Origin of the sequence: Pseudomonas sp. TNT2022 ID1044, from assembly GCF_028656895.1 — a bacterium.
In the GTDB taxonomy this organism is placed as follows: Bacteria; Pseudomonadota; Gammaproteobacteria; order Pseudomonadales; family Pseudomonadaceae; genus Aquipseudomonas; species Aquipseudomonas reinekei.
Genome location: NZ_JAMDHB010000005.1, coordinates 24,720 through 46,082 on the forward strand (window position 1 = coordinate 24,720; position 21,363 = coordinate 46,082).

General features: G+C 59.7%; 23 protein-coding genes and 1 tRNA gene. 7 read left to right on the top strand and 17 right to left on the bottom strand.

What is annotated here, in order from left to right; translation table 11 throughout:
- Positions 1-113 precede the first annotated feature (113 nt).
- The 5 genes from M5G20_RS08035 to M5G20_RS08055 form a co-directional block, all read right to left on the bottom strand.
- On the bottom strand, positions 114-1,055 hold the full coding sequence (locus M5G20_RS08035; RefSeq protein ID WP_003171603.1) for a ribose-phosphate pyrophosphokinase: 942 nt from the start codon (positions 1,053-1,055) through the stop codon (positions 114-116).
- 45 nt (positions 1,056-1,100) lie between these two features.
- A tRNA-Gln gene (locus M5G20_RS08040) sits at positions 1,101-1,175 on the bottom strand.
- A gap of 36 nt (positions 1,176-1,211) precedes the next feature.
- Positions 1,212-2,063, bottom strand: a complete 852-nt coding sequence (gene ispE / locus M5G20_RS08045) for a 4-(cytidine 5'-diphospho)-2-C-methyl-D-erythritol kinase (RefSeq protein WP_150733916.1) — start codon at positions 2,061-2,063, stop codon at positions 1,212-1,214.
- Position 2,064: 1 nt separating this feature from the next.
- Positions 2,065-2,682 carry a lipoprotein insertase outer membrane protein LolB gene (lolB, locus tag M5G20_RS08050; RefSeq protein WP_273918696.1) on the bottom strand — a complete coding sequence of 206 codons (618 nt, stop codon included), beginning with the start codon at positions 2,680-2,682 and terminating at the stop codon, positions 2,065-2,067.
- A 4-nt stretch (positions 2,683-2,686) separates the two neighbouring features.
- Positions 2,687-4,411: a tetratricopeptide repeat protein gene (locus tag M5G20_RS08055; RefSeq protein ID WP_273918697.1), complete on the bottom strand. Its 1,725-nt coding sequence runs from the start codon at positions 4,409-4,411 to the stop codon at positions 2,687-2,689.
- 265 nt (positions 4,412-4,676) lie between these two features.
- Here M5G20_RS08055 and hemA point away from each other — a divergent pair, with 265 nt between their 5' ends.
- The 6 genes from hemA to M5G20_RS08085 all read left to right on the top strand — a co-directional run bounded on the left by hemA (position 4,677) and on the right by M5G20_RS08085 (position 10,047).
- The gene (gene hemA / locus M5G20_RS08060; protein WP_075945695.1) at positions 4,677-5,966 is read left to right on the top strand and encodes a glutamyl-tRNA reductase; all 1,290 of its coding nucleotides are present in this window, start codon (positions 4,677-4,679) and stop codon (positions 5,964-5,966) included.
- Positions 5,963-7,045, top strand: a complete 1,083-nt coding sequence (gene prfA / locus M5G20_RS08065) for a peptide chain release factor 1 (protein ID WP_047533169.1) — start codon at positions 5,963-5,965, stop codon at positions 7,043-7,045. Before hemA ends, prfA begins: the two co-directional genes overlap by 4 nt.
- Positions 7,046-7,876, top strand: coding sequence for a peptide chain release factor N(5)-glutamine methyltransferase (gene prmC, locus M5G20_RS08070; protein WP_273918699.1), 831 nt, complete (start codon positions 7,046-7,048; stop codon positions 7,874-7,876). It begins immediately after the preceding gene.
- The gene (locus M5G20_RS08075) at positions 7,870-8,625 is read left to right on the top strand and encodes a molybdopterin-synthase adenylyltransferase MoeB (RefSeq protein ID WP_273918701.1); all 756 of its coding nucleotides are present in this window, start codon (positions 7,870-7,872) and stop codon (positions 8,623-8,625) included. The genes prmC and M5G20_RS08075 overlap by 7 nt, the downstream gene beginning before the upstream one ends.
- Positions 8,618-9,409: a glutamate racemase gene (gene murI, locus M5G20_RS08080; RefSeq protein WP_150733911.1), complete on the top strand. Its 792-nt coding sequence runs from the start codon at positions 8,618-8,620 to the stop codon at positions 9,407-9,409. Before M5G20_RS08075 ends, murI begins: the two co-directional genes overlap by 8 nt.
- 119 nt (positions 9,410-9,528) lie before the next feature.
- Complete coding sequence (locus M5G20_RS08085; protein WP_273918702.1) at positions 9,529-10,047, top strand: acyloxyacyl hydrolase; 519 nt, start codon at positions 9,529-9,531, stop codon at positions 10,045-10,047.
- Positions 10,048-10,178: 131 nt separating this feature from the next.
- Here M5G20_RS08085 and M5G20_RS08090 read toward each other — a convergent pair whose 3' ends face one another.
- The 12 genes from M5G20_RS08090 to M5G20_RS08145 all read right to left on the bottom strand — a co-directional run bounded on the left by M5G20_RS08090 (position 10,179) and on the right by M5G20_RS08145 (position 20,259).
- Complete coding sequence (locus M5G20_RS08090; protein ID WP_075945689.1) at positions 10,179-10,484, bottom strand: YkgJ family cysteine cluster protein; 306 nt, start codon at positions 10,482-10,484, stop codon at positions 10,179-10,181.
- Positions 10,485-10,536: 52 nt separating this feature from the next.
- The gene (locus tag M5G20_RS08095; RefSeq protein WP_273918703.1) at positions 10,537-11,040 is read right to left on the bottom strand and encodes a DUF2878 domain-containing protein; all 504 of its coding nucleotides are present in this window, start codon (positions 11,038-11,040) and stop codon (positions 10,537-10,539) included.
- Positions 11,033-12,304 (bottom strand): SAM-dependent methyltransferase, encoded by a 1,272-nt coding sequence (locus M5G20_RS08100; protein ID WP_273918704.1) that lies wholly within the window; start codon positions 12,302-12,304, stop codon positions 11,033-11,035. Before M5G20_RS08100 ends, M5G20_RS08095 begins: the two co-directional genes overlap by 8 nt.
- Entirely contained in the window at positions 12,291-13,106 is an 816-nt protein-coding gene (locus M5G20_RS08105) for a DUF1365 domain-containing protein (RefSeq protein WP_273918705.1), read from the bottom strand. Before M5G20_RS08105 ends, M5G20_RS08100 begins: the two co-directional genes overlap by 14 nt.
- The gene (locus M5G20_RS08110) at positions 13,103-14,350 is read right to left on the bottom strand and encodes an NAD(P)/FAD-dependent oxidoreductase (RefSeq protein ID WP_273918706.1); all 1,248 of its coding nucleotides are present in this window, start codon (positions 14,348-14,350) and stop codon (positions 13,103-13,105) included. Before M5G20_RS08110 ends, M5G20_RS08105 begins: the two co-directional genes overlap by 4 nt.
- Complete coding sequence (locus M5G20_RS08115; RefSeq protein ID WP_273918707.1) at positions 14,347-15,129, bottom strand: SDR family NAD(P)-dependent oxidoreductase; 783 nt, start codon at positions 15,127-15,129, stop codon at positions 14,347-14,349. The genes M5G20_RS08110 and M5G20_RS08115 overlap by 4 nt, the downstream gene beginning before the upstream one ends.
- Entirely contained in the window at positions 15,126-15,548 is a 423-nt protein-coding gene (locus tag M5G20_RS08120) for a nuclear transport factor 2 family protein (protein ID WP_273918708.1), read from the bottom strand. Before M5G20_RS08120 ends, M5G20_RS08115 begins: the two co-directional genes overlap by 4 nt.
- On the bottom strand, positions 15,541-16,986 hold the full coding sequence (gene phrB / locus M5G20_RS08125) for a deoxyribodipyrimidine photo-lyase (RefSeq protein ID WP_273918710.1): 1,446 nt from the start codon (positions 16,984-16,986) through the stop codon (positions 15,541-15,543). The genes M5G20_RS08120 and phrB overlap by 8 nt, the downstream gene beginning before the upstream one ends.
- Positions 16,987-17,020: 34 nt before the next feature.
- Positions 17,021-17,962 (bottom strand): MerR family transcriptional regulator, encoded by a 942-nt coding sequence (locus tag M5G20_RS08130; protein ID WP_273918711.1) that lies wholly within the window; start codon positions 17,960-17,962, stop codon positions 17,021-17,023.
- On the bottom strand, positions 17,962-18,921 hold the full coding sequence (locus M5G20_RS08135; RefSeq protein WP_273918712.1) for a YbgA family protein: 960 nt from the start codon (positions 18,919-18,921) through the stop codon (positions 17,962-17,964). The genes M5G20_RS08130 and M5G20_RS08135 overlap by 1 nt, the downstream gene beginning before the upstream one ends.
- 139 nt (positions 18,922-19,060) lie before the next feature.
- A complete protein-coding gene (locus tag M5G20_RS08140; RefSeq protein WP_150733900.1) occupies positions 19,061-19,276 on the bottom strand; it encodes a TIGR02450 family Trp-rich protein in 216 nt (71 codons plus the stop codon).
- Entirely contained in the window at positions 19,273-20,259 is a 987-nt protein-coding gene (locus M5G20_RS08145; protein ID WP_150733899.1) for an NAD(P)/FAD-dependent oxidoreductase, read from the bottom strand. Before M5G20_RS08145 ends, M5G20_RS08140 begins: the two co-directional genes overlap by 4 nt.
- Positions 20,260-20,456: 197 nt before the next feature.
- On the opposite strand from M5G20_RS08145, the gene M5G20_RS08150 reads away from it, so the two are divergent.
- A complete protein-coding gene (locus M5G20_RS08150) occupies positions 20,457-21,359 on the top strand; it encodes a TIGR01777 family oxidoreductase (protein ID WP_273918714.1) in 903 nt (300 codons plus the stop codon).
- Positions 21,360-21,363: the final 4 nt, after the last annotated feature.

The following is a 21,363-nucleotide window of genomic DNA, read 5'->3' on the forward strand; positions in this document are numbered from 1 at the left end:
CCAGCGTTTGCGACCAGCGCTAAAGGCGATATGGGCAAAAAAGCCCCGCCCCGACAGGAATGCCGGGGCGGGGCGCTTTTCGTCAACGAGACATTTCGAGAAGGGCAGGGCCCTTAGCGGAACATCGCGCTGATCGATTCTTCATTGCTGATGCGGCGGACCGCCTCGGCAACTACCGGTGCGATATCCAGTTGACGGATACGCGCACAGGCTTGTGCAGCAGCGGACAGCGGGATGGTGTTAGTCACCACCAGCTCGTCCAGCACGGAATTTTCAATGTTTTCGATTGCCCGACCCGACAGCACAGGGTGCGTGCAGTAGGCGAAAACCTTGGCTGCGCCATGCTCTTTCAAGGCCTTGGCCGCGTGGCACAGGGTGCCGGCGGTATCGACCATGTCATCGACCAGAATACAGGTACGCCCTTCGACATCACCGATGATATGCATCACTTCAGAGTGATTGGCTTTCTCACGGCGTTTGTCGATGATCCCGAGATCCACGCCCAGGGATTTGGCAACGGCACGTGCACGCACGACGCCACCAATGTCCGGGGACACGATCATCAGGTTTTCGAAGCGCTGATCTTCAATGTCATCCACCAGAACCGGGGAGCCGTAGATGTTATCTACCGGAATATCGAAGAAACCCTGGATTTGGTCAGCATGCAGATCAACCGTGAGAACACGGTCGATGCCGACTACGGTAAGCATGTCAGCAACGACTTTCGCGCTGATAGCCACACGTGCGGAACGCGGACGGCGATCCTGACGGGCATAACCAAAGTAAGGAATAACAGCAGTGATACGAGTAGCCGAGGAGCGGCGGAAGGCATCAGCCATCACTACCAGTTCCATCAGGTTATCGTTAGTCGGAGCGCAAGTCGGCTGAATAATGAAAACGTCTTTACCGCGAACGTTTTCATTGATCTCGGCTGTAATTTCGCCGTCGGAGAATTTACCGACAGAGATGTCACCGAGAGGGATATGCAGCTGACGTACGACACGCCGAGCCAGATCGGGGTTAGCATTCCCCGTAAAGACCATCATCTTGGACACGCGCAGTACCTAGAGGCTGAGGGTAACCTGGATGAGTATAGAAAATGGCAGGGGCGGCTGGATTCGAACCAACGCATGGCAGGATCAAAACCTGCTGCCTTACCGCTTGGCGACGCCCCTGTATCTGTTGCAACGAGTACCCAGTACTCGGTTCCTTTAGAGCAGACTTTGCAGCTTGCGATGCAACATCGAAACGTTGCTTCCTTTTGCTACAAACCCTGTAAGGGTCTCTGTAAGAAGGGCCGAGACTTTATCAGCTTCAGCTTTGCTTGGGAAGCCCCCAAACACACAACTTCCAGTTCCGGTGAGTTTTGCTTCGGTAAATTTACCTAACAAATTCAAAGCGTTACGTACCTCTGGATAACGCCTTGTTACCACCGGCAAGCAGTCATTACGACTGTTTCCCTTGGGAACGGGGCGCACTTTAATGGGCGGCGTGTTACGTGTCAACAACGGATCGGAAAAAATTTCTGCCGTACTAACAGAGACTTGCGGAACGAGCACGACATACCACGGTTCTTCCGGGTCGACAGGGGTCAGTTTCTCCCCGACACCCTCGGCGAAAGCCGCGTGCCCGCGCACGAAAACCGGGACGTCGGCCCCCAGCGTCAGGCCCAGCGCGGCCAGGCGGTCTTCATCCCAGCCCAGTTGCCAGAGATGGTTCAGACCGAGCAGGGTGGTCGCGGCATTCGAGCTGCCGCCGCCAATTCCGCCACCCATGGGCAAAATCTTGTCGATCCAGATATCGATGCCCAGCTTGCAGCCGGATTGTTCTTGCAGTTTTTTCGCGGCCTTGACGATCAGGTTGCTGTCGTGGGGGACGCCCTCGAACTCGGTGTGCAGGCAAATGACACCGTCATCGCGAACGGCGAAGGTGATTTCGTCGCCGTAGTCGAGGAACTGAAACATGGTCTGCAATTCGTGATAACCATCTTCACGGCGACCCAGAATGTGCAGCATCAAATTGAGTTTGGCAGGCGAGGGCAAAGTCAGGCGATTGGCCGGCATGTCATTGCCCCAGCTTGCGAGGTTGCCAGGCCTTGATCACCAGCGTGACATCCAGGTCGGTACCGTGGAGTTTGATTCGCTCGGGCAGCCAGTAGCCATTTTGTTCGGTATAGGTGGTGTACTCCACCTGCCAGCCGTCCTGTTCGAGATTGGCCAGGCGGCTGTCGCCGTCCAGCGTCAGTCGGCTTTTAGTGTCCGGAGCCGGAAGCCCGCGGACCCACCATGCGAGGTTGGCGACCGGCAATTTCCAGCCCAGTTGCTCTTCAAGCAATGCATCCGGAGAGGGGGCTTCGTAGCGTCCCTGATTGGCGACTTCCAGGGACACCTTGCCCGGGCGTCCGGTCAGGCGAGCCGCGCCGCGACCCAGTGGGCCGGAAAGGCGGATGTCGTAATACTCCTGGCGCTGCAACCAGAACAGCGTGCCGCTGCCCGAATCCTTGGGTGCGCGAATGCCGATCTTGCCGTCGATCTGCCAGCCGTCGAGGGCGGTCAATTGTTGTTTGTGCTCGCGCCATTGCGCGGGGTTGCCGTGACCCTCGACCGATTCGCGGGCGCCGAAACCCGCGCAACCGGCGAGCAGGGCGATGAAGCTGAAAACAATGATGTGGCGCAAAAACATAATCTTAAAGAGTCTCTGATCCGGTCAGGCGCTTGATGGTGCTGCGCAGGATTGGGCTGTCGGGCTGTGCCTTGAGGAATTTGCTCCAGATCTGCCGGGCTTCGCGTTGCTTGCCATTGGCCCACAGGACTTCGCCCAGGTGCGCGGCGACTTCCTGGTCCGGAAAGCGTTCCAGGGCCTGACGCAGCAGGCGTTCGGCTTCGTCGAGGTTGCCCATGCGGTAATTCACCCAGCCGAGGCTGTCGAGTACCGCAGGATCTTCCGGGTTGATCTGGTGTGCCTGCTCGATCAAGGCCTTGGCCTCGACGTAGCGTGTCGTGCGATCGGACAGGGTGTAACCGAGGGCGTTCAACGCCATGGCGTTGTCCGGGTCGCGCTTGATGATCAGGCGCAGGTCTTTTTCCATCTGCGCCAGGTCATTGCGTTTTTCCGCCTGCATGGCCCGGGTGTAAAGCAGGTTGAGGTCGTCCGGGTATTTTTGCAGCGCTTGTTGCAGTGCGGCCCAGGCCTTGTCGGGCTGGTTGTTGGCGGACAGGGTTTCGGCTTCGATCAGGTACAGCTGGATCGCGTAGTCCGGTTGCTCGTCGCGTTCAGCGGCGAGCTTGCGCTGGGCTTCGGCGGTCTTGCCGTTGTTGATCAGGATGTCGGCCTGGCGCAACTGTGCCGGCAGGTAGTCGTTGCCCGGCCCAACCTTGCCGTATTCGATCAGCGCGCCTTGCGGGTCATTGCGTTCTTCGGCGATGCGGCCCAGGTTCAAATGCGCCGAGTCGACGTGGCTGTCCCGTGCGATCAGCTCTTCCAGGTAGCCTTTCGCTTCGTCCCAGGCCTTGGCTTCGAGACAAACCAGTGCCAGCGAGTAACGCAGTTCGTCGTCATCCGGGTATTGCTGGACCAGGCTCGAAAACTCGGTCTTGGCATCGTCCATGCGGTCCTGTTCAACCAGCATGCGTGCATACGTCAGGCGCAGGCGCTTGTCGTCCGGGTACTTCTTGATGCTTTTTTGCAGCAGTGGCAATGCTTCATCGCCGCGGTCGAGGCTTTGCAGCAGACGCGCGCGCAGCAGAATCGGGGCAATTTCACCGTCGTCCGGCGGGTTGTCTTCCAGCAGGGCCAGCGCGCCTTTGGCGTCGCCGTCCTGTTGCATCAGCAGGGCCTTGCCGAAAATCAGCTGGCCGTTGTTCGGGTGGCGTTGCAGCAAACGGTCGAAACTCTGCATCAGACCGTTGCGGGTGTCCTGGTCGGTATCGGCCGCAGACAGCGCGAGGAAATCGAAATGAGTGTCGCCCTTACCCTGCAGGACTTTCTCCATATAGGCCATGGAGTCGTCATAACGCCCGGCGCGAGCCAGTTGTATGGCCGCGGCGCGTTGCGCTTCAAGGTCGTCCGGGGCGTTTTTCGCCCAGATCAGCGCGGTATCCAGGGCGGCCTGATCGGCGCCCAGGTATTCGGCGATGCGAAAGGCCCGTTCGGAAATACCCGGATCCTGAGTGTTGATGGCCTGGGTTACATAGTTGTCCAGCGCAATATCGAAGCGATTGCGCTGGCCGGCCAGTTCGGCGCTCAGCAGGCTAAAGACCGTGTCTTCGCTGAATGAGCTGTAAACCTTGGGCTTTTCAGCTGCCGGAGTGCTTTCTTCGACCGCAGACGTACCGTCCGGCGACACGGGGGCCAAGGCCTGGCAGCCGCTGAGGAAGACAAAAGCGAGGAGCAACGCGGAAGATCTATTCATATAGGAAGAAGGACGACTAACCTGCAGTCGGATCATCATGACACAAGCCTTGGGCCAAACATAACCGGCCCGATATATTCGCATGCGCACCTTCCCTCTGTAGGAGCCGGCTCCTACAAGTGCGGTGTACGGATCGATACTTGTGTAAACGAGAAACGCTCGCAAGTTCGGACGTCATCTACCACGATGATAGATATCGAGTAGTTGTTCTCGATCTGTCGAAGTAGGACAATTGCCGGCTTCACGTCACCATCAGCGACTTTGAATGGCCTTCCTTGCACTCGGTATTAACCACAAGACTGCTTCAGTAGACGTCCGCGAGCGCGTGGCCTTTACCCCTGAGCAGCTGGTTGAGGCCTTGCAGCAGCTCTGCCGACTCACCGACAGCCGCGAAGCTGCGATCCTCTCCACCTGCAATCGCAGTGAACTCTATATAGAACAGGATCACCTGTCGGCGGATATCGTGCTGCGCTGGTTGGCCGATTATCATCATTTGAGCCTCGATGAGCTGCGTGCGAGCAGTTATGTACACGAAGATGATGCGGCAGTTCGTCACATGATGCGCGTGGCGTCCGGGCTCGACTCGCTGGTGTTGGGCGAGCCACAGATTCTCGGGCAAATGAAATCGGCCTATGCCGTGGCGCGCGAGGCCGGCACCATCGGGCCGTTGCTCGGGCGCTTGTTCCAGGCCACGTTCAATGCGGCCAAGCAAGTGCGCACCGACACCGCCATCGGTGAGAACCCGGTGTCCGTGGCGTTTGCCGCGGTCAGCCTGGCGAAGCAGATTTTCAGCGACTTGCAACGCAGCCAGGCCCTGTTGATCGGCGCCGGCGAGACCATCACCCTGGTCGCCCGCCATCTGCATGACCTGGGGGTCAAGCGCATCGTGGTCGCCAACCGCACCCTCGAGCGCGCGAGCATTCTGGCCGAGCAGTTCGGCGCTCACGCGGTGCTGCTGTCGGACATCCCGGCAGAACTGGTGCGCAGCGACATCGTCATCAGTTCCACCGCCAGCCAGTTGCCGATTCTCGGCAAGGGCGCCGTGGAAAGCGCCCTGAAGCTGCGTAAGCACAAGCCGATTTTCATGGTGGACATCGCCGTTCCGCGGGATATCGAGCCAGAAGTCGGCGAATTGGACGACGTGTATCTCTATAGCGTCGACGATCTCCACGAAGTCGTCGCCGAAAACCTCAAGAGCCGTCAGGGTGCAGCCCAGGCCGCGGAAGAGATGGTCTCGGTCGGTGCCGAAGATTTCATGGTCCGCCTGCGCGAATTGGCGGCGGTCGACGTGCTCAAGGCCTATCGTCAACAGAGCGAACGCCTGCGCGACGAAGAATTGCAAAAAGCCCAGCGCCTGCTGGCCAACGGTGGCAGCGCCGAAGAAGTGCTGGTGCAACTGGCGCGTGGCCTGACCAACAAACTCTTGCATGCACCCAGCGTGCAGTTGAAAAAGCTCTCTGCCGAAGGTCGCCTCGATGCGCTGGCGATGGCCCAGGAACTCTTTGCCCTCAATGAGGGCTCATCGGAAAGCTTTTCGGATAAGAAACCGCAATGAAAGCGTCACTGCTCAATAAGCTGGACATCCTCCAGGACCGTTTCGAGGAATTGACCGCCCTGCTTGGCGACGGCGAGGTCATTTCCGATCAGAACAAATTCCGCACCTATTCCAAGGAATACGCGGAAGTCGAGCCGATCGTCGAAACCTATAAACAGTTGCTCAAAGTGCAAGGCGACCTCGAAGGTGCCCAGGCACTGCTCAAGGACAGCGACCCGGACATGCGTGAAATGGCCGTGGAAGAAGTCCGCGAAGCCAAGGAACGCCTGGTCGAGCTGGAAGCCAGCCTGCAACGCATGCTGTTGCCCAAGGACCCGAACGACGGGCGCAACGTGTTTCTCGAAATCCGTGCCGGCACCGGCGGCGACGAGGCGGCGATTTTCTCCGGCGACCTGTTCCGCATGTATTCGCGTTACGCCGAGCGTCGCGGCTGGCGGGTGGAGATCCTCTCGGAAAACGAGGGTGAACACGGCGGCTATAAAGAAGTCATCGCCCGGGTTGAAGGCGACAACGTCTACGGCAAGCTGAAGTTCGAATCCGGCGCGCACCGCGTGCAACGGGTTCCGGCGACCGAGTCCCAGGGCCGCATCCACACCTCGGCCTGCACCGTGGCGGTGTTGCCCGAGCCGGACGAGCAGGAAGCGATCGAGATCAATCCGGCGGATTTGCGGATCGACACGTACCGTTCCTCCGGTGCCGGTGGTCAGCACGTCAACAAAACCGATTCGGCGATTCGCATCACCCACTTGCCGTCCGGCATCGTCGTGGAGTGCCAGGAAGAGCGTTCGCAGCACAAGAACCGTGCCCGTGCGATGTCCTGGCTGTCGGCCAAACTCAACGACCAGCAGACCAGCGCCGCCGCGAATGCCATCGCCAGCGAGCGCAAATTGCTGGTCGGTTCCGGTGATCGCTCCGAACGCATCCGCACCTACAACTTTGCCCAGGGCCGGGTCACCGACCATCGGGTCAACCTGACGCTGTATTCCCTCGACGAAATCCTCGCCGGTGGCGTCGATGCGGTGATCGAGCCGTTGCTGGCCGAGTACCAGGCTGATCAACTCGCGGCGATAGGTGAGTAAATGACGATCATTGCCAGCTTGTTGCGCGCCGCCGATTTGCCCGACTCGCCTACGGCGCGTCTGGATGCCGAATTGTTGCTGGCAGCGGCATTGGGCAAGTCCCGCAGCTTCTTGCACACCTGGCCGGAACGCATCGTGCCGAGCGAAGCGGCACTGACTTTCGCCGAGTATTTGCAGCGCCGTCGTGGCGGTGAGCCGGTGGCCTATATTCTGGGGCAGCAAGGTTTCTGGAAGCTTGATCTGGAAGTCGCTGCGCACACGTTGATCCCGCGTCCGGATACCGAGCTGTTGGTGGAAGCCGCACTAGAACTGCTGCCCGCCACACCGGCAAAAGTCCTGGACCTGGGCACCGGCAGTGGTGCCATCGCACTGGCCCTGGCCAGCGAACGTCCGGCGTGGAAAGTCACAGCCGTGGACCGTGTGCTGGAAGCCGTTGCCCTCGCCGAGCGCAACCGCCAGCGCCTGCACCTGAACAACGCTACGGTGCTCAGCAGTCACTGGTTCAGTGCGCTGGCGGGCCATCGTTATCAGTTGATCATCAGTAACCCGCCCTACATCGCTGCCGCCGATCCGCACCTGGTGGAAGGCGATGTACGTTTCGAACCGGCCAGTGCCCTGGTCGCGGGCGTCGATGGGCTCGACGATTTGCGCTTGATCGTCGCCCAGGCCCCGGATTATCTGGAGGCGGGTGGCTGGCTGATGCTCGAACACGGTTACGATCAGGCCGAGGCGGTGCGCGATCTGCTGCTGACCCGCAATTTTGAAGAAGTCCATAGCCGCACTGATCTGGGCGGTCATCAACGCATCAGTCTGGGACGCCTGCCATGCTGAATGATCAGGAATTGCTGCGCTACAGCCGGCAGATTCTGTTGCAGCACATCGATATCGACGGTCAGTTGCGCTTGAAGGACAGTCGCGTACTGATCGTCGGCCTCGGCGGTCTCGGTGCGCCGGTGGCGCTGTATCTGGCGGCAGCGGGTGTGGGTGAAATGCACCTGGCGGACTTCGACACCGTCGATCTGACCAACCTGCAACGCCAGATCATCCATGACACCGACAGCGTCGGCATGAGCAAGGTCGATTCGGCGATCAAGCGCCTGACGGCCATCAACCCCGAGATTCAGCTGGTCGCCCATCGCGCGGCGCTGGACGAAGACTCACTGGCCGCAGCCGTGGCCGGTGTGGATCTGGTTCTGGACTGTTCCGACAATTTCTCCACCCGTGAAGCGGTCAACGCCGCTTGTGTGGCTGGCGCCAAACCCCTTGTCAGCGGCGCGGCGATTCGTCTGGAAGGGCAGTTATCGGTGTTCGACCCGCGCCGCCCGGAAAGTCCGTGCTACCACTGTTTATACGGGCACGGCAGCGAAGCCGAATTGACCTGCAGCGAAGCCGGCGTGGTCGGTCCGTTGGTGGGCCTGGTCGGCAGCCTGCAAGCCCTCGAAGCGCTGAAGTTGCTGGCGGGTTTCGGTGAACCGCTGGTAGGGCGCCTGTTGTTGATTGATGCCTTGGGCTCACGCTTCCGTGAGTTGCGGGTCAAGCGCGATCCGGGCTGCAGCGTCTGTGGGCCAAGGCATGCGTGAAGCGCCCATCGGCGTGTTCGACTCCGGCGTCGGTGGGCTTTCGGTGCTGGCCGAGATCCAGCGTTTGCTGCCTGACGAAACGCTGTTGTACGTCGCCGATTGCGGGAATATCCCTTACGGTGAGAAGACCCCGGAATTCATCCGCCAGCGCTGCAGCGTCATGGCTGGGTTCTTTCAACGCCAGGGCGCCAAGGCCCTGGTGCTGGCCTGTAACACTGCAACGGTTGCCGGGGTTGCCGACCTGCGCCGCGATTATCCGCAGTGGCCCATCGTCGGTATGGAACCGGCGGTCAAACCGGCTGCCGCCGCCACCCGCAGTGGCGTGGTCGGGGTGCTGGCCACGACCGGTACCTTGCAGAGCGCCAAGTTCGCCGCGTTGCTCGACCGTTTCGCCACCGATGTTCGGGTGATCACCCAACCTTGCCCGGGATTGGTGGAGTTGATCGAGAACGGCGATCTCCACAGTCCCGCGTTGCGCCTGCTGCTGGAACGCTATGTCCGGCCACTGCTCGCCGAAGGCGCAGATACCATCATTCTGGGATGCACTCATTATCCGTTTCTCAAGCCGCTGCTGAGGGAGATGATTCCGGATGACATCAGTCTGATCGACACCGGTGCCGCCGTCGCACGTCAACTTCAGCGTCTGCTGGCCGAACGTGAATTGCTGGCGGACGGACCAGCGCGCGCCGCACAGTTCTGGACCAGCGCCAATACAGAACATTTCGCAAATATTCTGCCAATACTGTGGAATACCGCTGGGGTTGTGCGAAGCTTTGAGGGGTAAGCGGGAATTGGAGTAATTCCTCCAATTGGGGTGAACTTCTGTTTAACCGTCGACTTCTATAGCTGTGTGCGTCGAGCAACAAAAAAACCAAACGAAATCGTTCGGAAAAGGATGTTTCTATGAAGCGACTATTCTGCTTGGCCGCGATTGCGGCCGCACTAATGGGGCAAAGTTACACTGCGCAGGCTGCAGGCGTGGAGTTCGCGGTCGGCCAGACCGGCGAGTCGACCATGACTTATCGCCTGGGCATGCAATTCGACTGGGACAAGAGTTGGTGGCAGAGCGACGTGGGTCGACTGACCGGTTACTGGAGCGGTGCCTACACCTATTGGGAAGGCGACAAGACGTCCAGCAATAACAGCCTGTCGTTCTCTCCCGTGCTTGTTTACGAGTTTGCCGGCGAGAACGTCAAGCCGTACGTCGAACTCGGGGTTGGCGTGGCGTTGTTCTCCGACACTGAAATCGAAAACAACGATCTCGGTAGTTCGTTTCAGTTCGAGGACCGTTTCGGTGTCGGCCTGCGCTTTGCCGGTGGGCATGAGGTCGGCGTTCGGGCAACGCACTATTCCAACGCCGGGATCAGCAGTCCTAACAATGGTATAGAGAGTTACGCCTTGCATTACACAATGCCGTTGTAAGCTCGACACGCACAACCCATGTAGTAGCGAACTTGCTCGCGATAACGGTCTGTCAGCCAACATCAATGTTGAATCTGAAACCGCTATCGCGAGCAAGCTCGCTGCCACAGGGGGGCAAGGTGGCTTCAACTTCAGCGATACGCCGTCGAAATTCCCTGGCGTTCCTCAATGCACTCCGGTGCCCCCATCTCGAACTCCCGGCAGATCAGCGGGCGTTTTTCGTAGATGGTGCACATCATCGTGTTGCGATCCAGCGCGGCGCACCAGCCGTCATCCAGGCGCAACATGACTTCCCCACCCCAGTCATCGGTGTCGATATACCGTTCGGGCACGCCGGTGTCGGTGATCAACATGACTTCGAGCTGGCAGCAACAGGCGGCGCAGGTCGAGCAGGTCACCGCGGGCGTGGCGATTTGCGTGTGAGGGATGGTTTTCATGGCGCGCAGTGTAAGGCAGTGGCTCGGTGCTGTGTGAAAGCGCTGACGGACGCTAGTCGTCGACGGCAGGTTTGAGACGGGCGGCCATCACATGCAGGAGCGGAAACAACAGCGCCCAGAGCAGGCCGAGGCCGATCAGGGTTGGTAACACGCCGAAGGGGAATCGCACCCCGGCCAATTGTCCTCCGGCGTAATACGACAGCGGCCCGCCCACCGCGCCCAGCAGGCTCGCCCGCCACATCGGACTGGCGCTCCAGTGAAGGCAGTGGCGCAACGTGGTTGCCAGCAATGCCCAGAGCAACATCAGCCACAGTGGAATCAAGGGTGAAAGGTCCTTGAATTCGAACACGCCCAGCCAACGCAGAAAACTGTCCACAGCGGTGCCAAGCACCACCACAGCGAGGATCAGTCGACCTTCTCGCCCCCAACTGCTTATCCACAGCAGATGAATCACCAGCGCCGCCAGCGCCACCAGCAACCACAGGCTGTTGCCACCCATCACGCACGCAAACCAGCCGAGCTGGAATAACAATGCGTTGGCCAGGCGTTCAAGCATCGAGACGGCCGAGCAGGGGCGCGGTGATTGCTGAAGGCTTGGCCAGGAGCAATTGCGCGGTACCGATGGTGCGCTCGAGGAAGCCGCCTTCGCAGTAGCACAGGTAATATTCCCACAGCCGCAGGAAGTAATCGTCGTAGCCCAATTCGCTCAAGCGGCTCTGGGCGCCACGAAAGTTCTCGTGCCACAAGCGCAAGGTCCGGGCGTAGTGCAAGCCGAAATCCTCCATGTGCAGCAGGTTCATGTCGGTGTCGCGACCGACAATCTCGAGCATTTTCTGGACGCAGGGCAGTGCGCCGCCGGGGAAGATGTAGCGCTGGATAAAGTCGACGTTGTCCTTGGCCTGTTCGTAGCGCTGTTCGCGGATGGTGATGGCCTGCAACAGCATCAGGCCGTTGCTCTTGAGCAGGTGCGCACACTGCTTGAAGTACGTCGGCAGGAAGCGATGGCCGACCGCTTCGATCATCTCGATGGAGACCAGCTTGTCGTATTGACCGGTGAGATCGCGGTAGTCCTTGAGCAACAACGTGACCTGGTCTTGCAGCCCCAGCGCTTCAATGCGTTTTGCGGTGAAAGCGTACTGCTCTTTGGAGAGCGTGGTGGTGGTGACTTTGCAACCGTATTTCTGCGCGGCGTACAGCGCCATGCTGCCCCAGCCGGTGCCGATTTCCAGCAGGTGGTCCGTGGGTTTCAGCGCGAGCTTCTGGCAAATGCGCTCCAGTTTGTTCAGTTGCGCCTGCTCAAGGCTGTCGTCGGCACGCAGGAATTGTGCGGCCGAATACATCATGGTCGGGTCGAGAAACTGTTCGAACAGCTCGTTACCCAGATCGTAGTGCGCGGCGATGTTTTTCTGCGAGCCCTTGCGTGTATTGCGATTCAGCCAGTGCAGGCCCTGGATCAGTGGCCGACCCAGTTTTGCCAGGCCGCCTTCGAGGGCATCGAGCACCTCAAGGTTGCTGACGAACACCCGGACCACCGCGGTCAAATCCGGTGAGCTCCAGTACCCATGAATGAACGCCTCGGCTGCGCCAATCGAACCCTTGCTGGCCACCAGTCCCCAGACGGCCGCGTTGAGGATATGGACTTCCCCCACCAGCGGGCTGCCGGCGCTGCCGAACGCATGCCGTTCCCCGTCTTCGATCAATACCAATTGACCGTGTTTGAGCTGCGCCAGTTGCCGAAGCACGCCTCGGCGCAGCAACGATCCGCTCAAGCCATGGGTGCCGAACAGACTGGCTTTGAGCGTGAGGCTAGAGGATTTCATGGCGGCGGTCCTTGGGGGCAACGGTGGCGGTCTGAAAGCTGCCATCGGCAGCCTGATGAGCAAACAGCGGCAAGCGCTTGAGCAACAGGCGCAGGGCTTGCCAATAAATTGCCAGCGCGGTTTTCGCGGTCATCCACGGGAAGCGCCGCAAGTAACGGTGCAGGCTGGCGCGATCAAGGGGTTCGCGTTTGAGCCTGAGCGTGGCATCGAAAAGTTTTTCTTCGCCCTGCCAGTCGGCCATGTGCACACCGATCCGTTTCGCGACCGGGCTGAAGCTCATGCGGTACTGGATATCACGCGGTAAAAACGGCGAGACATGAAAGGCTTTGGGCACAGAGAAGTGTTGATGGAAATCCGATAAATCTTCGGGTGCCTTGGCGGGCAACACGTAGTGGTAGCGCTCGCGCCAAGGGGTGTTGCTGACTTCGCAGACGATCGCCGCCAGTTGGCCGTCGGCCTCATGGCAATAGAAAAAACTCACCGGGTTGAACGACAGGCCCCAGCTGCGGGGCTGGGTCAGCAGGCAGATCGAGCCTTGCGGCACATGCCCGATGGCCTCGCCTACCTGTTGTCGCACGGCGTCGATCAGGCGTATGCCTCGGCCGGTGAAAGACTTCAGGTAATCGGTTTCTCGAAACGAAAACGGAGCGAAGCGGCTCAAGCCTGAAAGGCGCGACAAGCCGAACACGGCTTGCTGTTCGTCGAGGTCCAGGTACAACAGGCCGATGCGGTAACGGAACTGGTGAGCCCGCGGGCTGAAACGCCGATGGGCGATCCAGCCGCTATAAAGTGCGCTGTTCACAGGGTTTCTCCAAACGAACCGGCAACGCGCAAGGCGCTGACAACACCGTCCTCATGGAACCCGTTGGCCCAGTAGGCGCCGCAGAAGTAGGTATGTTGCGCACCGTTCAGCTCTTCCCAGCGCGCCTGGGCGGCCACCGACGTCAAGCTGAATTGCGGGTGGGCATAGGTGAATCGGGCGAGCACTTTGGCAGGATCGATGGCCGCGCTCTGGTTGAGGCTGACACAGAACGTTGTATCGCTCTGGATGCCTTGCAGGATGTTCATGTCGTAGGTCACGGCGGCATGTGTATGGCCGGAGCCCGCCAGGCGGAAATTCCAGCTGGCCCATGCAAGTTTTCGTTCAGGCAACAGGCGTGTGTCGGTGTGCAGCACAACTTCGTTGTCGGCGTAGGGCAGGGCACCGAGGATCGATTGTTCGGCAGCGCTCGGTGCGGCCAACAGTTTCAAGGCCTGGTCGCTGTGGCAGGCGAACACCACCTTGTCGAAACGCTCGCTGACCCCGGCGCTGTGGATAACGACGCCCGCTGCGTCGCGCTCGACCCGCGTTACCGGGCAGTTGAGGCGAATGTTGTTGCCAAAGCCAGCCGTCATCGGCGCGACATAGGCCTCTGAACCACCCTCGATCACCTGCCATTGCGGGCGATTGCTGACAGATAGCAGGCCATGGTTCTTGAAGAACCGCACAAACGATTGCAATGGGAAAGCCAGCATGTCGGCCATTGGCATCGACCAGATCGCCGAACCCATGGGCACGATGTAATGCAGGATGAAACGCTCGCCGTAGCGGCCGGCCTGCAGATAGTCGTTGAGGGTGGTGTCGGGTTTGATCCGTTGTTGTTCGAGGTCGCGCAGGGCTTCTTTGTTGAAGCGCAGAATATCGCGCAGCATGCCCCAGAATCCCGGCGACAGCAGATTGCTTCGCTGGGCGAAAAGGCTGTTGAAGTTATTGCCGTTGTACTCGAGACCGCTGTCGGGGTCGGTGACCGAAAAGCTCATTTGCGTGGGTTTGAAACCCACACCCAGCTGGCCGAGCAGGCGAATGAAGTTGGGGTAGGTCCAGTCATTGAAAACGATAAACCCGGTATCCACCGCATAACGCTGACCATCGACCGTCACGTTTTCAGTGTGCGTATGCCCGCCAAGACGATCATTGGCCTCAAACAGGGTGATCTCGTGTCTACGATTGAGCAGATAGGCGCAGGTCAAGCCTGAGATGCCGCTGCCGATAATGGCAATTTTCACGGCTGATCCTTGATCGGCGGGTTGCTGCGCACCATACGTTTACCGATCGCCAGTTTCATGCGGGCGGGCAATTTCGACATTGGCCACATGGCCGCCATGAACATCCCCGGAAACGCAATCTCCAGCGGCCGATTCCTGAGCTTGGCGAAGATGTGCCGTGCGGCTTTTTCCGCCGGCCAGCTCAGGGGCATGGGGAAGTCGTTTTTTGCCGTCAAGGGTGTATCGACGAACCCCGGGCTGACCACGGTGACTTCAATACCTTCCGGCGACAGGTCGATGCGCAGGGACTCGAACAGGTACCGCAAACCGGCTTTCGAAGCGCCGTAGGCTTCCGCCCGTGGCAGCGGCAGGTAGGTCACCGAACTGGCCACCCCCACCAGGTGCGGGGCGACGCCTTTGCGTAACAGTGGCAGGGCGGCTTCGATGCAATAGCTGCTGGCGAGCAGATTGGTACGTACCACGTGCTCGACGATCGAGGCGTCGAACTGCTGGGAGTCCACGTACTCACAGGTGCCTGCGTTGAGAATCACCGTGTCCAGAGAACCCCATTGCTCGGCAATCTGTTCTCCGATTTCCCGTACGGTCTGGCTGTTGGTCAGGTCGCCTGCCACTACCAGTACTTGTCCCGGATAACGTTGGGACAAGGCTTTCAGCGGCGCCAGTGATCGTGAACTGACAGCCAGGTGCGCGCCGGTTTTGAGGATTTCCTCGGCCAGCGCAGCGCCAATTCCGCTGCTGGCGCCGGTCAGCCAGTATCGTCGTGGAGGTGCAAGACTCATCCCATTCTCCTTTTCAGCCAGGCAATGGCCCGACCCAACACGGGTAGATGTTCATAAAGCAACGCCCCGGCATCGAAGTAATCCCGGTGGCAATAAACTTTGTCGCGCCAACGCAAATGTGAGCAGCCGTCGACCCGAATTATCTGGCCACCGGCAAGGCGCGGATGGCGGTAGCTCATGACCCAGCGCAGATAACCTTCACCTTCGGCGATCTGGTCGAAACCATGAAAATCGAAACGCAGCTCACTGACGTTGGAATACAGCTCGGCGAAGTAACTGTGCAATTGCCCAAGGCCCTGGACTTCGTGCAAGGGATCGGTAAAACGCACGTCCTGGGTATAAAGGTCATCGAGGCGACGCAGGTTGTCTTTATCCAGCTCTGCAAACTGCCGGGCAAACTGTTGCAGGAAACTACTCATGCAGGCCTCCGGTGTTCTGCCGTGTCGGCAGGTTCTTGAACGCCGCCAGGGCGCGTGCCCGTGACGTGTTCAGGTCGACAATCGGAGACGGATAGTTGGCCACGCCGAACAATCCACCGAGGTGTGCCGGGTTGTGCAGCTCTTTTTTGTTCAGCCCGGACAGTTCCGGCAGCCAGTGCTTGATGAACACGCCTTCGGCGTCGAACTTTTCCGACTGGCTCAACGGGTTGAATATCCGGAAATACGGTGCGGAGTCGGTGCCCGTGGACGAACTCCATTGCCAGCCACCATTGTTGGCGGCGAGGTCGCCATCGATCAGGTGACGCATGAAAAAGCGCTCACCCTCACGCCAGTCAATCAGCAGATTCTTGGTCAGGAACATCGCCACCACCATGCGCAGGCGGTTGTGCATCCAGCCGGTTTCCAGCAGTTGGCGCATGGCGGCATCAATGATTGGCACTCCGGTGCGGGCCTCCTGCCAGGCCGCGAGCTCTTCGGGCGCATGGCGCCAGGCGAGGGCTTCGGTTTCCGGGCGGAAGGCACGGTGACGGGAGACCCTCGGGTAGCCCACCAGAATGTGTTTATAGAATTCGCGCCACAGCAGCTCGTTGATCCAGGTGACGGCCCCGACCTTGCCGCTTTCGAACTCGCCCTGATTGCTTTGCAGTGCGGTGTGCAGGCATTGGCGCGGTGAAATCACGCCGGCAGCGAGATAAGCCGAGAGCTGGCTGGTGCCGGGTTTGGCCGGAAAATCGCGCTCGCTCTGGTAGTAGTCGATCTGCGCGTCGGCGAAGGTCTCGAGCCGGCGCCGGGCCTCGGTTTCGCCGGCGGGCCACAACGCCCGAAGGCTGGCGGCCGGTGTCTCGAATCCGTTGACACTGGCGGGAATCGGATCGCTCGGGATTTCCAGCGGTGCCTGTGGCATTGGCGTGCTGACCAGTCGCGGCAGGGCGCGGTGCAGGCGTTCGTAGCAGACCTTGCGGAACTGACTGAACACCTGAAAGTACGTGCCGGTTTTGGTCAGGATGCTGCCCGGTTTGAACAGCAATTGATCCAGATAACTGTGGAATCCGATGCCTTGTTCTGCCAGGGCTTCGGCAACGGCAGCGTCCCGGTCGGTTTCGTGGATGCCGTATTCCTCGTTGACGTGCACGGCCTGGATGTTGAAGTGCCGGCAAAGATCGAGCAGCACCTGCGGTGCTTCATCCCAGCGCGCAGCCGTGCGGATCAGCAAGGGAATGTTCAATTGACCGAGCGCCACGCTCAGCTCATTGAGATTACGTAACCAAAAATCCACTTTGCACGGCGCATCGTCGTGTTCCTGCCATTGCTCCGGGCTCAGCAGATACACCGCCACGCACGGGCCAACCGCAGCGGCGGCTGAGAGGGCGGTGTTGTCATGTAGGCGCAAGTCGCTGCGCAGCCAGATCAATTGCATGGTGTCGTCCGTACAAATCATTAAAGAAGCACTATTAAATGAGCCCGCACTGAACCAGCGCCTGGTGTGCCGACAATGGATCTTCGGCCAGGTACAAATCGGCGATTTCTGAAGTGGTTACGGACAACTCGGCATGGTGAATGCACACCGTTGGTCCGACGATCATTTTTGGGCAATTGACGTTGTTCAAAAGTTTCGGCAACTGCGACAGGTTTATGGCATTGCTGGAATACAGCACTACGCCCCGGGGTTGCAGGTAATCCACTGCGACGGCGAGCTCACCGACAGGCAGCGGCCAGTCGAACACCTCCACCGGGCAATCGGCGCTGCTGACCAGCCAGGCCGTGAGCCACAGGTGAGGCTCCAGTGGCCGGTCCGAGTGGTTGATCAACAGCAAGGGCGGGGTGTGTAACTGACGGTTGTTATGGTAGATGCGCGCACCGAATTTGCTGCGCAACCACGAATAAAAAAATACCCGTTCCATCTGCGCGCCGAACTGGCCTTGCCAGCGTTGCTCCAGTTCCGCCAGCAGCGGCAGCAACAATTGTTCGCACAAGGTTCGCGGCGGGTAGAGCGCCATGGCCTGGTTGACGGTGTCATCCAGCGGGCGCTCGGTCAGCCTGGTGACCGCGATCAGCAAGGTCTGGCGCAGCCGTTGCCAGTCGTTCTCCACCGGCTGGCTTAAGGCTTGCGGGGTATCGAGCAGTTGCTTGACCTGGCTGACGGCCACGCCGCGGTTGAGCCAGGTAAGGATCGTCTGGATGCGCTGCACGTGATCGCCGGAAAACAGTCGATGCCCCTTGGGCGTACGTTGCGGAACGATCAGGCCGTAGCGCCGTTCCCAGGCGCGTAAGGTCACGGCGTTGACGCCGGTCATCCGGGCTACTTCGCGAATCGGCAGCCAGCCTTCATCGAGGGCCTTTTTGAAGTCGGCCCCCAAGTCCTCGCTGGCGCTGCTGTCGAGTAATTCTTTCATTAGATTGCGTTTCGCAGGCTGAGATTTTCCGGATGCGGTTGCAGGTAAACCTGTTGCGCGATGTACGGGTCCGGATATTGCCGAAAGTGATGCTTGAGCAGTGTCAGCGGCACCACCAGCGGCACGATGCCGTGCCGGTACTGGCCAATCACATGCTGCACTTCCTGCTTGTCATCGGTGCTGAGGTTTTTTTTCAGGTAACCGCTGAGGTGCTGCAGCACGTTGGTGTGGGTGCGCCGGGTTGCACACTTTTTCAGCGCCGCCATCAATTCACTGAAGTACTGCGGGCCGAGTGTTCGAGGATCGGTCTTGCCCATGTTGCCCAGCAGATTGCCCAGGGCTTTGTACTGCACCGGGTTGTGGGCCATCAGCAGGTACTTGTAGCGCGAGTGAAACTCGGTCAAGCCTCGGCGACTCAGGCCTTCTTTGAGCAATTGCTGCCAGGCGCTGTAGGCGAAGACGCGGGTGAGGAAGTTCTCGCGCAGTACCGGATCGTTGAGTCGCCCGTCTTCTTCCACCGGCAAGTCCGGATGCTGCGCGCAAAAAGCCTGGGCATAGATCCCCCGGCCACCGCCGTCCACTGGTGCACCGTTGGCGTGATAGACCTTTACACGCTCCAGGCCGCAGGACGGGGATTTTTGCATGAAGATGTAGCCGCAAATGTCGTCGAGTTCCGCCGCCATTTTTCGTCCGTACTCGGCCAGCGGCCGGGTGACGTTGATCTCGCGGTCGATCGTGCCGACGGCCTCTGGCTGAACCGGGTCGCCCACCAGCCGAATGGGCTCGCGAGGAATGCCCAGGCCGATCGCGACTTCCGGGCAGACCTCGACGAAATCGAAGTAATCAGTGAGGGTGCGGCTGCACAGTCGCGACTCCTTGTGCCCGCCGTTGTAGCGCACCTCGGTACCCATCAGACAGGCGCTGATGGCGATTTTCGGTTTGGTGAAGGGCAGGGGCATCGGAATACCTCGAATCAAAAACCTGTACAGATATTTTTATCTGTACAACATGGGTTCATCATAGATTCGAAGCTGTACAAGTCAAATTATATGTATAAGTTTTTTTTGCGTTCCCTGGTAGAAGCAGCCTCCACAGCGCCTACAGCCAGCCGAACGTCCAGTGATCCTGATCGGAAAGAGTCTGCCACGTGCACCGCTCGCTGCGCCGGGTCAGCACCGCTTGCAACTCGATCTCCAGCACCGTTCCTTCATCGTCTCGGAACAGCTCGGTCACCAGAAAATGTTTTTCGCGATTTTGCGGGTGGGCTGCTGTCCATTTCGACAGCAGCAATTTGTTTGGGTTGATGCGGTTCACTGCAGGTGCTCATGCAGGCGGCGGGCGGCTTCCTGGCCGCTGAGCCAGGCCCCTTCGACGCGTCCGGACAGGCACCAGTCGCCACAGGCATACAAGCCCAGATCGGCATCGGCCAGCGTGCCCCATTCGTGACTGCTGGCGGGGCGGGCGTAGAGCCAGCGGTGGGCCAGGCTGAAGGTCGGTGCGGGCATGGAGTCGTGCAGCAGTTCAGCGAACGCACCGTGCAATTGCTCAATCACCGCTTCTTTCGGCAGGTCGATGTGCTGACGGCTCCAGGTGCTGGTGGCGTGTAACACCCAAGTGTCGAGCGTGTTGTCGCGCCCGGGTTTGCTGCGGTTGCGGGCCAGCCAGTCGAGCGGGCTGTCCTGCACGAAACAGCCTTCCATGGGCGTTTCCAGCGGTGTTTCGAACGCCAGGGCGATGGCCCAGGTAGGGTCCATTTTGACGCCGGCGGCGGCACCCGCGAGCTTCGGCGCGGAGGCCAGCAGTGCCGTCGCTTGCGGTGCCGGCGTGGCGATCACCACGTGGCTGAAGGGGCCGTGGGTGAAACCTTCGGCATCCTGCAAGTGCCAGTGTTCTTCGCCGCGATAGACCTCGGTGATCCGGCAGGCGAAATGCACTTCGAGGTCGCCGAGCAATGCCCGGGTGATGGCGCTCATGCGGGGCGTGCCGACCCAGCGGGTCTGCTCGTCCGGTGACAGATTGAGCTGGCCGCCATGGAAGGTGTACAGCTGTGGCGTCCACTCGGCCACCCAGCCATTGGCTTGCCAGCGCTGCACTTCCGTGACGAAGCGGCGGTCGCGGGCAGTGAAATATTGCGCGCCCATGTCCAGCGCGCCTGCATCACTGCGCTTGCTCGACATGCGTCCGCCACTGCCGCGGCTTTTATCAAAAAGTTGCACGACATAGCCCAGCTCAGTCAGGGCTTGGGCGGCTGAGAGTCCGGCGATGCCGGTGCCGATGATTGCGATAGGTACAGTCATAAGGGCCTCGTTTACCTTTCTGTACAGACTACGCCGGGGTTTAAACCTGTACAATATTGTTTTTTGGTATAACTTTTAGCGTTCTCGTTCTGACAGCTTGGCCTATTGTTAAACACAGAGCCTGCCCGATATCAAAGATCCCTTGCTTATAAAAATAGACTAGTCATCACGGTAAAACGCCACGCGAGGAAGAAGTCATGCACATATTGCTGACCGGCGGTACTGGTTTGATAGGACGTCAGCTTTGTCGATACTGGTTGAGTCAGGGTCATCGCCTGACGGTCTGGAGCCGGACGCCTGCGAAAGTCGCAAAAATATGCGGTGCCCAGGTGCGTGGTGTCGCTCGACTCGAGGACATCGGGCAGGAACCGGTGGATGCAATTATCAATCTTGCCGGGGCGCCGATTGCCGATCGGCTCTGGACCCACAAACGCAAAGCCTTGTTGTGGAGCAGCCGCATCACCCTGACGGAAACGTTGCTTGCCTGGCTCGAAAGCCGTGAGCAGAAGCCGGCTGTGCTGATTTCAGGCTCGGCGGTCGGTTGGTACGGCGACGGTGGTGAGCGGGAGCTCGGCGAGGACTCGCCGCCGGTGATCGATGACTTTGCCAGTCAGCTGTGCATCGCCTGGGAAGAAACCGCGCAGCGTGCAGAGGCCTTGGGGATTCGGGTGATCCTCGTTCGCACCGGGTTGGTGTTGTCAGCCGAGGGCGGCTTTTTGTCGCGCCTGCTGCTGCCGTTCAAACTCGGGCTGGGTGGACCGATCGGCAACGGTCGGCAATGGATGCCATGGATTCATATCAACGATCAAATCGCCTTGATTGATTTTCTTCTGCATCGCAATGAGGCCAACGGTCCATATAATGCCTGCGCACCGAAGCCGGTGCGTAATCGCGAATTTGCCAAGACCCTGGGCAGCGTGTTGCATCGCCCGGCGTTCATGCCGATGCCGGCCTTTGCATTGAAGGTCGGCCTGGGCGAGTTGTCGTTGATATTGCTGGGCGGCCAGCGCGCCACACCGGCGCGTTTGCTCGAAGCGGGTTTCACATTCCAGTTCACTGATTTGCGCGCGGCCCTGGAAGATCTCTCCAGCCGCCTCTGAAATA

Excerpts from the sequence above, each read along its gene's own strand:
- hemA (WP_075945695.1), top strand. The coding sequence starts at position 4,677 with ATGGCCTTCCTTGCACTCGGTATTAACCACAAGACTGCTTCAGTAGAC.
- prfA (WP_047533169.1), top strand. The coding sequence starts at position 5,963 with ATGAAAGCGTCACTGCTCAATAAGCTGGACATCCTCCAGGACCGTTTC.
- M5G20_RS08115 (WP_273918707.1), bottom strand. The coding sequence starts at position 15,129 with ATGAGTCTTGCACCTCCACGACGATACTGGCTGACCGGCGCCAGCAGC.
- M5G20_RS08150 (WP_273918714.1), top strand. The coding sequence starts at position 20,457 with ATGCACATATTGCTGACCGGCGGTACTGGTTTGATAGGACGTCAGCTT.
- M5G20_RS08145 (WP_150733899.1), bottom strand. The coding sequence starts at position 20,259 with ATGACTGTACCTATCGCAATCATCGGCACCGGCATCGCCGGACTCTCA.
- M5G20_RS08085 (WP_273918702.1), top strand. The coding sequence starts at position 9,529 with ATGAAGCGACTATTCTGCTTGGCCGCGATTGCGGCCGCACTAATGGGG.
- M5G20_RS08095 (WP_273918703.1), bottom strand. The coding sequence starts at position 11,040 with ATGCTTGAACGCCTGGCCAACGCATTGTTATTCCAGCTCGGCTGGTTT.
- ispE (WP_150733916.1), bottom strand. The coding sequence starts at position 2,063 with ATGCCGGCCAATCGCCTGACTTTGCCCTCGCCTGCCAAACTCAATTTG.
- prmC (WP_273918699.1), top strand. The coding sequence starts at position 7,046 with ATGACGATCATTGCCAGCTTGTTGCGCGCCGCCGATTTGCCCGACTCG.
- M5G20_RS08055 (WP_273918697.1), bottom strand. The coding sequence starts at position 4,411 with ATGAATAGATCTTCCGCGTTGCTCCTCGCTTTTGTCTTCCTCAGCGGC.
- M5G20_RS08100 (WP_273918704.1), bottom strand. The coding sequence starts at position 12,304 with ATGAAATCCTCTAGCCTCACGCTCAAAGCCAGTCTGTTCGGCACCCAT.
- lolB (WP_273918696.1), bottom strand. The coding sequence starts at position 2,682 with ATGTTTTTGCGCCACATCATTGTTTTCAGCTTCATCGCCCTGCTCGCC.
- M5G20_RS08130 (WP_273918711.1), bottom strand. The coding sequence starts at position 17,962 with ATGAAAGAATTACTCGACAGCAGCGCCAGCGAGGACTTGGGGGCCGAC.
- M5G20_RS08090 (WP_075945689.1), bottom strand. The coding sequence starts at position 10,484 with ATGAAAACCATCCCTCACACGCAAATCGCCACGCCCGCGGTGACCTGC.
- M5G20_RS08120 (WP_273918708.1), bottom strand. The coding sequence starts at position 15,548 with ATGAGTAGTTTCCTGCAACAGTTTGCCCGGCAGTTTGCAGAGCTGGAT.
- M5G20_RS08135 (WP_273918712.1), bottom strand. The coding sequence starts at position 18,921 with ATGCCCCTGCCCTTCACCAAACCGAAAATCGCCATCAGCGCCTGTCTG.
- phrB (WP_273918710.1), bottom strand. The coding sequence starts at position 16,986 with ATGCAATTGATCTGGCTGCGCAGCGACTTGCGCCTACATGACAACACC.
- murI (WP_150733911.1), top strand. The coding sequence starts at position 8,618 with ATGCGTGAAGCGCCCATCGGCGTGTTCGACTCCGGCGTCGGTGGGCTT.
- M5G20_RS08075 (WP_273918701.1), top strand. The coding sequence starts at position 7,870 with ATGCTGAATGATCAGGAATTGCTGCGCTACAGCCGGCAGATTCTGTTG.